This is a genomic window from Bacillus sp. YH3-2-B2 (assembly GCF_053663335.1).
Map to the genome: position 1 here is coordinate 848,820 of NZ_JBSJQE010000002.1, position 12,107 is coordinate 860,926.

The following is a 12,107-nucleotide window of genomic DNA, read 5'->3' on the forward strand; positions in this document are numbered from 1 at the left end:
TTATCACTTCTTATGATACGATTACCAGATTTCGTCCGCCCATTCCGGGTGGTCGATAAACGGATTGCGGTTATGCTGATAGTCTTCGTAAATGATTTCGTTCCGCCGTTTTTCCTTACTGTCGACGGGGTCTTGTTTATTCCATTTGAGCAAAACGGACAGTTTTCCCATGTAAGGAGCTGAGCCGTTTCCGGTTTTATCATTCAGCTCAAGGTCGGGATACCCGTCGCCGCCTTCATAACGCACCGCCATGTAAAACAGCATGCGGGCGACGTCTCCTTTGACCTCATCGCGCGGCTCCCAGGAATCACCGTCATAATAATTGCCCGGCGCTTTCGGGTATTCTGAGCCTCCGTTATCAAAATCCATGTTTCCTCTGGCGCTGTTCACCTGGACGTCTGCAGGGCGCAGATGATGAATGTCCGTCCCGGGGCCGGCAGCTGTTCCGAAGTTTCCGTGTGACTTTGCCCACACGTGTTCACGGTTCCAGTCCCCGACGCTGCCGCCGTTTTTACTTTTGGCCCGTGATTCCTGGGTGTAGAGCAAGATGACATTGTTCGGGTTTGCCGGATCTTCGTCAGTTTCCTTCAATGCATTCCATACTTGGCTGTAAGACAGCTTAGTATGTCCGCTGATGATGCGGTGCAGGGCGCTCTTTAAGGCTGTTCCGCTTTTTCCGGAAGCTTCTTTGTAATATGTGTCCGTATCCGCAGACGGAGTGATGACAGCTGAGGCAGTTTGCGGAAAAAGAGTTGTGCCGCCGGAAGTTGAAACCGCGAGCCGGCTGTACAGATTTGTGTCAGCCGGCGCGCCCGCAGAGGCTGACGGCGCAGCCCATCCAAAAATGAAAAACAGGCAGACAATCGGCAGAAACCAAAGTTTTTTTGTCATGACTTGCCCTCCTTTACCTCTATTATCCAAAAAATAAATCTAATATTCTATCTTTTTTGAAAAATAGTTCCTTCGGCTTATGGGACAGAGGGGCGGTTTCTTGGTCAAAGCATCCGGAAAATCATTGATTTTTTAGAGGATATGATAATGAACTCATAATGCGCTCCTTCTATAATGAAGATCATCTTGTCAGTTTTTCAGTTTAAAAGGAGGGCGTGTATGGAACATCAGCAGCTTTCGGCGGCGAATATCGGGATTTCCGACGACATACAATGGCTGTCTCAATTCGGCGCTTCCGCTTCCGGCGGAGTGACGAGGCTTTTATATACGAAAGAATGGATGGACGCCCAGCTTGCCGTCAAAAAGAAAATGGAGGCGTTCGGGCTGGAAACGGCATTTGACGATGTCGGTAACGTGTTCGGCCGTCTGAGCGGCACAGAATCGCCTGATGAGGTGATTCTGACCGGATCGCATATTGACACCGTTATTGACGGCGGCAAATATGACGGTGCGTTCGGCGTGCTGGCGGGCATGCTGGCGATCCGGCATTTGCATGAGACGTGCGGGCGTCCGAAAAAAACGCTGGAGGCTGTGTCGCTCTGTGAAGAGGAAGGGAGCCGTTTTCCCATCACCTATTGGGGCTCAGGCAATATCACCGGTGCTTTCTCGCTTTCAGATGCGGAAACGCCGAAAGACGCGTCCGGCATTTCTCTGAAAGAAGCCATGCGGCAGAACGGCTTCGGTGCAGGCCGTTATCCGGCGCCGCTGCGCACTGATATTAGTGTCTTTCTGGAAATTCATATAGAACAGGGGCAAACGCTTGAACGATCGGGAAAGGATATCGGGATTGTCACCGGGATTGCCGGACAGAGACGCTATACCGTTACGCTTGACGGTGAATGCAACCATGCGGGGACCACTTCAATGAAATGGCGGAAAGATCCGCTCGCGGCGGGAAGCAGCATCATCCACGAACTCATGCTCTCAGCGGAAAGACAGCCGGAAGAGCTCCGCCTGACGTGCGGGAAAATGACGATTGAGCCGAATATGGCGAATGTCATTCCGGGCCGTATCCAGTTTTCCGTTGATATTCGCCACCAGCAGGAAGACGTGCTGGCAGCCTTCCATCAGAAACTGGTGTCGATTATTGAAAACATCAGCCGCAGCAAAGGAGTCAGACCTGTTATTGATGAATATATGAGGATAGAGCCGGTTCAAATGGATCAGACACTGACACGAACCGCAGCAGAGGCTGCAAAAGAGCAGGGGGCGGACCCGGAGAAGATCGTAAGCGGAGCGGGACATGACGCCCAGATGCTCGGCAGAACCTTTCCGGCCTGCATGCTGTTTGTGCCGAGCCGTGGCGGGATCAGCCACTCGCCGCTTGAATTCACACCCGCACATCAGCTTGAAACCGGCGTCCTTACGCTGGCGAATGTATTACATAAACTTGCCTATTAACGTAAAGGGGGAATCGGCGTGCCGACCAGAAAAGAATTGTGCATTCCGCAAAGAACGATTATGACACCGGGACCGACAGAAGCTGAACCGAGAGTGCTGAGGGCGATGGGCGCTCCGATCCTCGGCCAGTTTGACCCGGCATTTACCGGCATCATGAATGAAACGATGCAAATGCTCCGTGAATTGTTTCAAACGGAAAACCGCTGGGCCTATCCGATTGACGGCACATCAAGAGCGGGGATTGAGGCTGTTCTCGCAAGTGTGATAGAACCGGGCGACAGCGTGCTCGTTCCGATATACGGACGCTTCGGATACCTGCTGACTGAAATCGCCGAGCGGTACGGAGCGGACGTTCATACGATCGAGTGTGAATGGGGAACGGTCTTCCGGCCTGAAGAGATTATCAGCGAGATGAAAAAGATTTCCCCGAAAATCGTCGCTATGGTGCACGGAGAAACATCAACGGGGCGGATTCACCCGCTGAAAGAAATCGGGGAAGCGTGCCGCGCCCAAGACGCACTCTTTATCGTGGATGCCGTAGCCACGATTGGCGGATGCGCCGTAAAAACGGATGAATGGAAGATTGACGCAGTCATCGGGGGAACGCAAAAATGCCTATCGGTCCCTTCCGGAATGGCGCCGATTACTTATAATGACCGGACGGCAGCTGTCATTGCCGCGCGTAAAAAGGTAGAACGTGGCATTGCGACGGCAGCTGACGGTAAAATGCTGTCCGGTCATCGGCCGGTTACGAGCAACTATTTTGATCTGAGCCAGCTCGAAGATTATTGGAGTGAAAGAAGGCTGAATCACCATACAGAAGCGACAGCAATGCTTTATGCGCTGCGGGAGGGTGTGCGCCTTGTCCTGGAAGAAGGACTTGAAGAACGGTTCCGCAGGCATCAGCGTCATGAAAAAGCGCTTACGGCGGGACTTGCAGCGATGGGCCTTGATTTATTCGGCGATCCGGAGGCGAAGCTGCCTGTCGTCACATGTGTGAAGATTCCGCCGGAAGCAGACGGCGAATCGATCAGGAGTATGCTTTTGTCTCAATTCGGAATTGAAATCGCCAGCTCGTTCGGTCCGCTGCAGGGGAAAATTTGGCGAATCGGAACGATGGGCTACAGCTGCAGAAAGGAAAATGTGCTGTTTGTGCTGGCCGGACTTGAAGCGGTTCTGATCAGACACGGAGTTGCAGTTAAAGCCGGGGAAGCGCTGCAGGCGGCCCTTAACATATATGATCTGCCGGCTGAAACCGGTGTGCTGTCATGAGATATGAAAACGAGATTGAAATCATCTGGACTTTTTTCCCTTTTCCCCGTTATACTGAATGGTATAAAAAATGACAAATATGGAATGATCATCTGTTTGTCTGGGGAGAAGGTAAGAAATCATGGCGTACATAGGCCGATTGTCAATTTTAATGCTGAATATGTTTATTGCGATGCTTGGAATCGGATTGATTATTCCGATTATGCCCGCATATATTACCGAATTCGGAGCGACGGGGAGCACGATGGGTCTGCTTGTTGCAGCGGCGGGGCTTACACAGCTTTTATTTGCGCCTATTGCCGGGGAAATAACCGACAAATACGGACGGCGGAAACTGATTATTTTCGGCATTGCCGCCTTTGCCGTGTCACAATTGATCTTCGCCTTTGCCGGAAGCCTGTGGCAATTGTTCGCATCCCGGCTTTTGGGCGGGATGGGCGCGGCGTTTTTAATGCCGTCAATGTTCGCTTACATTGCGGATATTACGACCGAAGAAGAACGCGGGAAAGGAATGGGGCTGTTCAGCGCGGCGATGACGCTCGGTGTCGTCATCGGGCCCGGTGTCGGAGGCTATTTGGTTCATTACGGCATGTCTGTGCCGTTTATCGTGTCCGCAAGTCTCGCCTGCTTTTCAACGGTGCTTTCATTTTTCTTTCTGCCCGAAACGCTTGGACGTGAAAAGCAGCTGGAAGCCCGGGCAAAAACGGAAAAACGTGAGCATCTGTTTAAGCAAATGTCACGCGCGCTCAAATCGCGGATCGCGTTTATGCTGATTCTGGTTTTTGTGCTGAACTTCGGAATTATGAACTTTGAATCCGTTTTCGGCCTTTACGTTGACCATAAACACGGATTTAAAGCCTCTGATATTGCCTTTATTATTACGGCTGCGGGTCTCATCGGCGTGTTTGTGCAGGCGGTCGGCGTCAGTTATCTCGTCCGCAGGTTCGGGGAAAAGCGCGTCATTAACGTGACGTTGATCGGGGCTGCTGCAGGACTTGTGTGGTGCCGGTTTGCGGGTTCATATTGGGCCGTTTTTGCCGCGGCAATCTTTTTCCTGACGCTGACATCGCTGCTCCGGCCGGCCGTTAATACGATGCTGTCGAAGCTCGCCGGTGACCAGCAGGGGTTTGCCGGCGGGATGAACACCTCATTCATCAGCTTAGCGAATATCGCCGGACCGTCAGCCGCCGGTTTTCTCTTTGATGTAAATATGGAATTTCCGTATATGCTGGGAGCGGCCATTCTCGCCATCAGTTTTCTGGCCGCGCTTGGCTGGGGCAAAAAGACACAGACCCGGCCGTTCACGCAGCAAGGATAAGAATCAAAAGCCTCCGGGTATCCGGAGGCTTTTTGTTGATTGTCGTTTATTCTGCGGCGGTCTGCATCTCTGAAATTGCAGGGATGCGCATAGAGGGAAAATCATATCGAACCAGTTGTTTCGTATGCAGGGGGAGAGCATTCTGATAAAACGGGTCATTGAAATAATACGAACTGTTCAGTAGGGGGCGATTGGTGACAACAAGGAGAGGTTATCTTATAACCTCTCACGGAAGATGTTGTGATGGTTCTCCTGCACGAATTTTGCAGATTAAAACCCGCAATTAGGCCAACACACAATTATGCAAGAGACAATCATCTAAAAAGGGTGTCGGTAAGTACAATATGGTGTACGGAAAAGGAGTTGAAAATGTTGTATTATTACCCGTCATTCCATTTGTATCAGCGGCAAGAATTTAATTATTATCCATGGGCCCATCAATTGACTCATTCAGGGAGCTCTCCCTATGTTTCCGCGCGCCCTCCTTTTTATAATTCTCCATGTTACAGAGAGTGCATAAGAAGCGGAGCGGATAGTTATTTCTGCTGCTATATCTGCGGTTTCTGTTAAAAAGAAAGACTTATAGAAGTAAGTGATCTTTCCAAGATGACAGTGAGACCATTATCCAGACAGCCATTAGTCAACACACGAAGCTTTATTACGGTTCACGGAGGGGAAGCGCCCCTCCTTTTTTGGAGAGATTTTTTCCGCTGTGAACGGAGAATGTATCAGCGTAGCCAAAACTCCGCGTGAAAAAGGAAAAGAGCATTTCCTCTTTCCTTTAGGAGGAAGTCATTTCTGCGTATCAAAATTTAAACAATGAAAGTGCCTTCTCGGGAGGGCGACTGAAGTATGCAGTATTGTGCGCGGATAGTCACGGGGAACACAAGCAGTGAAATCTCATTGCAAGGAAAGTCTTTTTAAACCGGCTCTTCATTTTCTTTGCTTACCTTCTGAGGAATAAAGCGGCGGGCCGCAAATAAATAAAAGCGAATAGCGTAAGGCGGTGCTTATTCGGCAAGGAGAAATGAAAGAAAGATGAAGATGAGAGACGTTTTATCTGCTGACACGAAACAGCAGCTTAAAAAAGTGTTAAGTCCTTCTACAAAGGCAGATGAACAGGAATTGGGAAGAAATCATGGGAACGAGACGTGACACCTCAGACGTATAGGCGGCTGTATACGTAGGAAATGAGCCTTTTGTTCCACACACGAATTTTCAATATATGGAATATACAATTATTGTAAGGTGAATTCATTATATAGGAAAGAGGTAAATGTTCAATGTATCCAAATTATTATTACCCATATTTTGGGGAAAGTCGTGCTTTTGAAGGTTTAATTGGTCAATTTCACACTCTCCTTTTTAATCTAACTTTGCCAAATGGACGGTTGCTTACTGCTGGTACACGTGTGTTTATACACAGGTCTGAGTATACACCAGCAGGTCAAGAATTTGTTACTATAGTATTTCCTTTGTCTATTGGCGGAAACTGTATAGCTGGTTCAGCTGTAGTTTCGGCTAGTCAACTCACTCCTGGAGGAATCCAAACAGTTAGATAAAATACTAATTTAAGTATCATCTTTTGAGATGATACTTATTTATTTTGAGGAAGAGAGGTAAGTGAAGATCCTTGCGAAAGAAGCAGACGCACAAAAACTTGTTTACGGTATCGTTTATGAGCCGGACACCGTGGATGCTCACGAGGATTTCATGACAGCTGCAGAAATTGAGAAGGCCGCTCACGGCTTCCTGAAAGGATACTCGTCAGGGTTTTGATGGCAGCATTTTTTGAGGATTTAGCTGAATGATTCACCTTAAATAGGATGCGGGAGAACACCCCGCATCCCTGTCTCTAACGATTCCTTAACCGATCAGCCGCTGCATTCTCAGCGCGAGCCGCAGGCGCATCGTCGTCTCCGGATCTTTTAAGCTTTTGCCGAGCAGTTCCTCGCATTTTTCTAAACGATAGATCACCGTATTTCGATGGACGTACAGGCGCTTAGCCGTTTCTGAAATCTGGCAGTGGGTCTCCAGGTAAACAGACAGCGTATGAAGCAGGCTCTGATCTTCCTTTTGCCGGTCGGCCAGGCTTTGGAGGGTGGCTTCGTAAAACTTCTTCACATCTTCCGCCGGAAGCAGGCGGAGCAGCTCCGGCACGTCTTTGGCATGATAGATTTGAATAAACTCCGCGCTTCTGGACAAATGCCCGGATGAAATGGCGTCTGAAGCTTCAGTAAAAGCGTCAGGGACGTCGATCAGCTTTTGGCATATGTTTGAGATGCCGAAGGAGACAGTCCGTTTAAACTGCGTCCGGACCTGCTTTTGAAACTGCTCCAAAAAGCTGATGACAGACGCGTGCATTTCATTCCAGCTGTCTGTCGCTTCAATTAAAAGAATACCGACATTTCCTTTAATAAAGAGATGAGGGGGAAACGGAAAGGATGACAGCTCCCCTTCAAGCAGATCAAATACATGATCGGAAACGAGCTGATTTTCGGTAAAGCTGATCGTTTTCTCATTTCGGTCGAGTTTTCCGCAAATGCACATGTATTTCTGATCCCAGCGGAGCCGGAATTCTTTGGCACGGCTTTTGATTTCTTCATGGCCTGTAAACGAGCGGTCGATGAAATTGCTGAAAAATTCATTGCGCGCCCGTCTGCCGAATTGTTTGACGGCATTTTCTTTCAGCAGTTCAAAGGAAATGACGTTGGCCGCCTGTTCAATTGTCAAAATCATGCCTTTATCAGCGGTCTGCACCAGCTCCGGAATCACCAGATAACCGCAGTTTTTTTCAACATTCAGAATCGGCAGGACAGAATACGCCTTTCTGTCGGAGAGCATGGAAAAGCAGGTGAAATAAGGACCGGAAAGGGAATAACAGATGTTTTTCAATAAAGACGTGTCAATGGGTATGCTGTGGGACGATGATAAGAGTTTTGTATGCTGATCCAAAAGCAGCACGGGAAGCCGGAGAATGTCTGAGAGCTTCTTAAGCAGGGATTGCAGCCCTTTGCCGCTCATGATGTGGTTTGTGAATTTTTTATGGGCGTAAATGGCCTGCTGCAGCTCATTTGAACGCATATCAAGAATATGGCTCAGTGTGGCGTTGACGATATCTCCCAGCCTGATGTCTTCCGGCAGCTCAATAATCGGAAATTCATACCGGTCGGCAAGCTCCGCGGCATCTTTCGGAATGACATTAAGATAACGCTTCGTTTTGATCCCCAGTCCCGCGCAGCCCCGTTTTGCCATGAGGCGGATCAAATCTTTCAACAGCTGCGGGCGGTCCTTCAAGTGGTAAGCCGTCGTGACGAGCAGTTCATTTTTATGTAAAAAATCAGCGATGTCCGGCGCATCCATCATGTTGACGTGCTGCACCTCCCTCCAGCCGCCGGATCTGCCTGCGATTAATGCCGCCCGCTCATAAGCGGGAATCTTCATCACATCATAAATGTTCATCAGTCAATCTCCTTTCAGGTTCTAAAGACAACCATTAGTTAATATGAATAAAAATCATCAAAAAATATAGCGGTTTTGCTGATGTATTACGATCATAGTAGCAGTAAACTGGCAATCATAGACGCATGTTGTGATAAAAACTGACAGAAAATCGTCATCCTTACAGGGAGGAAGATAAAATGGCCTATGACGTAATTGTAAAGGGTGCGAAAGCTGTGCGAAAAGGCGGGACAGAGCGGGCCGATATCGCCGTCAAGGACGGGAAAATCGCATTGATCGAGCCCGGCATTGACGAAAACGCGGACCAAGTGGTGCAGGCAGACGGCATGTATGTGTTTCCAGGCGCGGTCGATTGTCACGTGCATTTCAATGAACCCGGACGCGAAGAATGGGAAGGCATTGAAACCGGCTCAAACATGCTTGCTGCCGGCGGCTGTACGGCATATTTTGACATGCCGCTTAACTGCATTCCTTCGACGGTAACTGCTGAAAACCTGCTGGCAAAGGCGGAAATCGCCGAACGGAAGTCAGCGGTTGATTTTGCGCTTTGGGGCGGTTTGATGCCCGGGTATACCGAACATATCCGGCCGATGGCAGAAGCGGGAGCGATCGGGTTTAAAGCGTTTCTGTCTAAATCGGGAACGGATGAATTTCAATCAGCCGATGAACGGACTCTTTTAAAGGGAATGAAGGAAATCGCAGCGTGCGGCAAGATTTTGGCCCTGCACGCAGAAAGCGACGCCCTCACCCGATTCCTTGAAGCCGAGTACGCGCTCCAAGGGAAAATTGATGCCCGCGCTTACGCTTCCTCCCGTCCGGAAGAAGCCGAATGCGAGGCTGTGCAGCGGGCGATTGAATATGCAAGAGCGACGGGATGCGCGCTTCATTTTGTACATATCAGCACGAAACGGGCCGTGCTCTCCATTCAGCAGGCGAAAAAAGACGGATTGGATGTCACCGTTGAAACGTGTCCGCACTACTTATTATTCAGCTTTGAAGACTTCCTCAAAAAAGGGGCGGCCGCCAAATGCGCTCCGCCGCTCCGCTCAGAGGCTGATAAAGAGGGATTGATCGGGGTTTTGGCTGAGGGCCTGATTGATATGGTGTCTTCGGATCATTCTCCCTGTCATCCGTCTTTGAAACGCGAGGATAATATGTTCCTGTCGTGGGGCGGGATCAGCGGAGGCCAATTTACGCTTCTCGGCATGATTCAATTAGCGATCGATCATGGGATTCCGTTTGAACATGTGGCCCGATGGACGGCCGAAGCACCTGCCAAGCGCTTCGGTTTAACGAATAAAGGCCGGCTTGAAGAAGGATTTGACGCTGATTTTGCCATTGTCCGGCCGGAACCTTTTACCGTCACAAAAGAAACGATGTTTTCCAAACATAAGCAAAGCTTGTATGAAGGCCGCACCTTTCCATACCGAATTGCTGCGACCTACAGCAAGGGACGCTGTGTGTACCAAGATGGTCGTAAGCAGAGCGGGGCTTTCGGAACATTTCTGAAGCCTTCTGAAATAAAAGAGCCGATTCTCTGATGAGAATCGGCTTTTTTTGTCGTTTGGAGAGCGGGTCTCGTGGTATCTTTTTATAAAAAGGAGTAAAACACATTGTATAATCAAATCTTGAACATATTAACGGCATCCTGGTCGCGCAAGACTAGTACAAAATGGACGGAAGATTGCCCGGCCAAAGGCCAGTGCGGCGTGACGGCTTTAGTCATCCAAGATGTTTACGGCGGTGACATTCTCAAAACAAAAACCGGTACAAGCTGGCATTTTTATAATCGAATAGACGGGGAGATATATGATTTCACGAGCGGTCAGTTTTCAGAGCCGATCGTCTATCAGCATATTCTTTCTTCCAGAGATGAGGCATTTTCGGACACCAATGAACATCAGTACCGTTACCTGAAAAGTGCATTCAGAAAAAACATGGAAACGGAAAGAGAAAAACACCTGTGATAAACTAGAATGAGAGGTGAAGGATTGTGATTTATATCGGACTGACGGGGTGGGGGGATCATGACAGCATCTATCCGCCTAAAACAGCGGGCCCGCAAAAACTGCAGGCGTATTCCTCCCATTTTCCCATCGTTGAGCTGGACGCGAGCTTTTACGCGATACAGCCCGCCCGCAATAACGAAAGATGGGTCAAAGAGACGCCGGAATCTTTTCAATTTGTCATTAAGGCATATCAAGGAATGACGGGTCATCAGCGCGGCGATATTCCCTTTGAATCGAAGGAAGAAATGTTTGAGGCGTTTAAGCTGTCATTATCGCCGTATATAGAGCATGGAAAGCTTGCCATGGTGCTGTTCCAATTCCCGCCGTGGTTTGACTGCAAGAAAGAAAACGTCGCATATTTAAGATGGTGCAGGCAGCAGATGGGCGATATCCCGTGCGCGCTTGAATTCCGCAACCGGTCTTGGTTTTCCCCGCCATTTTACGAACAGACCCTTTCCTTTATGAAGGAGGAAGGCTGGATTCACAGCATATGTGACGAGCCGCAGATCGGTGAGGGCAGCATTCCGACCGTCCTGAAAGCAACGGATGAAGAAAAAACGCTTGTCCGTTTTCACGGACGGAACAAGCAGGGCTGGATTAAACCTGACGGCGGACAAAACTGGCGTGAGGTCAGATATTTATACCGCTATAACAAACAGGAGCTCAAAGATTGGAAAAACAATCTTCAGGAGCTGAAAAAGCAGTCGCGCAATCTGTATGTGCTCTTCAACAATAACTCAGGCGGAGACGCCGCCGATAACGGGCTTGAGATGCTTGAAATGTTAGATATCTCATATACCGGGCTTGCTCCGAAGCAGCTCGACCTATTCAGCTAGAAAAGAGGTTTCAAGACACATGTCTTATCTTATTTTGATCATATTGGGATTTATCGCGGGAACGGTCGGCAGCCTGATCGGGCTTGGGGGAGGAATTATCATCGTGCCGGCGATGCTCTATTTAAGCACGATGACCCCGTTTTTCCATGACGTAACACCGCAGACTGCCATCGGCACGTCCCTTTTGGTGATTATTTTTACGGGCCTGTCATCAACTCTGGCCTATATGAAATATAAAACCGTTGACTACAAAAGCGGACTGATCTTTTTTATCGGTTCCGGCCCGGGAAGCATCATCGGCGCGTATTTGTCTAAACTTTTTAATGCGCATACGTTTTCCGTCTGGTTCGGACTTTTTATGATTTTGATTTCTATTACATTAATGCTGAAGGCGAAAGCAAAACCGGTCAATAAAGCGCATAAAGGCATGATCCGGACTTATGAGGATGAATCGGGTGAGCTTTATACATATTCGTACCGTATTTTTACCGGTATCGCCATTGCCTTTTTCGTCGGTTTATTGGGCGGTCTTTTCGGCATCGGCGGCGGCTCTCTTATGGTTCCGGCCATGATGCTGTTATTTTTGTTCCCGCCGAAAGTGGCTGTGGCGACGTCAATGCTCATTATTTTCTTATCCTCCGTGACGGGTTCCGTGTCACATATCGCAGAAGGCCATGTCAATTGGCTGTATGCGCTGTGCCTCGTTCCGGGCGCGTGGTTCGGCGGCAAAATGGGCGCGTGGGTCAATAAGCGGGTGCAGACGAAAACGATCGTGCTTTTCATGCGGGTCGTCTTGATTTTGATCGGCTGTGAATTGATTTATCAAGGGATATTCAGCTAAAAGGTAGGAGAGATGGT

At 49.0% G+C, this 12,107-nt stretch carries 10 protein-coding genes and 1 pseudogene; 9 read left to right on the forward strand and 2 right to left on the reverse strand.

Annotation, left to right across the window (positions count from 1 at the left end; all coding sequences use genetic code 11):
* Positions 1 to 21: 21 nt before the first annotated feature.
* A complete protein-coding gene (locus ACWJJX_RS09270) occupies positions 22 to 891 on the reverse strand; it encodes an endonuclease I family protein (RefSeq protein WP_070082321.1) in 870 nt (289 codons plus the stop codon).
* Between the two features lie 219 nt (positions 892 to 1,110).
* Here ACWJJX_RS09270 and allC point away from each other — a divergent pair, with 219 nt between their 5' ends.
* The 5 genes and pseudogenes from allC to ACWJJX_RS09295 all read left to right on the forward strand — a co-directional run.
* Positions 1,111 to 2,352, forward strand: coding sequence for an allantoate deiminase (allC, locus tag ACWJJX_RS09275; RefSeq protein WP_454022922.1), 1,242 nt, complete (start codon positions 1,111 to 1,113; stop codon positions 2,350 to 2,352).
* A 60-nt stretch (positions 2,353 to 2,412) separates the two neighbouring features.
* Positions 2,413 to 3,624: a pyridoxal-phosphate-dependent aminotransferase family protein gene (locus tag ACWJJX_RS09280; RefSeq protein WP_217904225.1), complete on the forward strand. Its 1,212-nt coding sequence runs from the start codon at positions 2,413 to 2,415 to the stop codon at positions 3,622 to 3,624.
* 121 nt (positions 3,625 to 3,745) lie between these two features.
* A complete protein-coding gene (locus ACWJJX_RS09285) occupies positions 3,746 to 4,942 on the forward strand; it encodes an MFS transporter (RefSeq protein ID WP_102422539.1) in 1,197 nt (398 codons plus the stop codon).
* A 1,283-nt stretch (positions 4,943 to 6,225) separates the two neighbouring features.
* A complete protein-coding gene (locus tag ACWJJX_RS09290; RefSeq protein WP_077722787.1) occupies positions 6,226 to 6,504 on the forward strand; it encodes a hypothetical protein in 279 nt (92 codons plus the stop codon).
* Between the two features lie 61 nt (positions 6,505 to 6,565).
* Positions 6,566 to 6,700, forward strand: a pseudogene (locus ACWJJX_RS09295) (XkdF-like putative serine protease domain-containing protein); the annotation flags it as partial.
* A 108-nt stretch (positions 6,701 to 6,808) separates the two neighbouring features.
* Here the strand turns inward: ACWJJX_RS09295 and ACWJJX_RS09300 are convergent.
* Positions 6,809 to 8,404 carry a PucR family transcriptional regulator gene (locus tag ACWJJX_RS09300; RefSeq protein WP_014305757.1) on the reverse strand — a complete coding sequence of 532 codons (1,596 nt, stop codon included), beginning with the start codon at positions 8,402 to 8,404 and terminating at the stop codon, positions 6,809 to 6,811.
* Positions 8,405 to 8,583: 179 nt separating this feature from the next.
* Here ACWJJX_RS09300 and ACWJJX_RS09305 point away from each other — a divergent pair, with 179 nt between their 5' ends.
* From ACWJJX_RS09305 to ACWJJX_RS09320, 4 genes are all read left to right on the forward strand, one after another.
* Complete coding sequence (locus ACWJJX_RS09305) at positions 8,584 to 9,945, forward strand: allantoinase (RefSeq protein WP_176283517.1); 1,362 nt, start codon at positions 8,584 to 8,586, stop codon at positions 9,943 to 9,945.
* 72 nt (positions 9,946 to 10,017) lie between these two features.
* Positions 10,018 to 10,371, forward strand: coding sequence for a YunG family protein (locus tag ACWJJX_RS09310; RefSeq protein WP_454022923.1), 354 nt, complete (start codon positions 10,018 to 10,020; stop codon positions 10,369 to 10,371).
* Positions 10,372 to 10,397: 26 nt separating this feature from the next.
* A complete protein-coding gene (locus ACWJJX_RS09315) occupies positions 10,398 to 11,249 on the forward strand; it encodes a DUF72 domain-containing protein (RefSeq protein ID WP_014418802.1) in 852 nt (283 codons plus the stop codon).
* Between the two features lie 19 nt (positions 11,250 to 11,268).
* On the forward strand, positions 11,269 to 12,090 hold the full coding sequence (locus ACWJJX_RS09320) for a sulfite exporter TauE/SafE family protein (protein WP_003151913.1): 822 nt from the start codon (positions 11,269 to 11,271) through the stop codon (positions 12,088 to 12,090).
* Positions 12,091 to 12,107 lie beyond the last annotated feature (17 nt).

Bases quoted from the DNA above. Each gene is read 5' to 3' on its own strand.
- ACWJJX_RS09270 (WP_070082321.1), bottom strand. From the start codon at position 891: ATGACAAAAAAACTTTGGTTTCTGCCGATTGTCTGCCTGTTTTTCATT.
- allC (WP_454022922.1), top strand. From the start codon at position 1,111: ATGGAACATCAGCAGCTTTCGGCGGCGAATATCGGGATTTCCGACGAC.
- ACWJJX_RS09280 (WP_217904225.1), top strand. From the start codon at position 2,413: ATGACACCGGGACCGACAGAAGCTGAACCGAGAGTGCTGAGGGCGATG.
- ACWJJX_RS09285 (WP_102422539.1), top strand. From the start codon at position 3,746: ATGGCGTACATAGGCCGATTGTCAATTTTAATGCTGAATATGTTTATT.
- ACWJJX_RS09290 (WP_077722787.1), top strand. From the start codon at position 6,226: ATGTATCCAAATTATTATTACCCATATTTTGGGGAAAGTCGTGCTTTT.
- ACWJJX_RS09300 (WP_014305757.1), bottom strand. From the start codon at position 8,404: ATGAACATTTATGATGTGATGAAGATTCCCGCTTATGAGCGGGCGGCA.
- ACWJJX_RS09305 (WP_176283517.1), top strand. From the start codon at position 8,584: ATGGCCTATGACGTAATTGTAAAGGGTGCGAAAGCTGTGCGAAAAGGC.
- ACWJJX_RS09320 (WP_003151913.1), top strand. From the start codon at position 11,269: ATGTCTTATCTTATTTTGATCATATTGGGATTTATCGCGGGAACGGTC.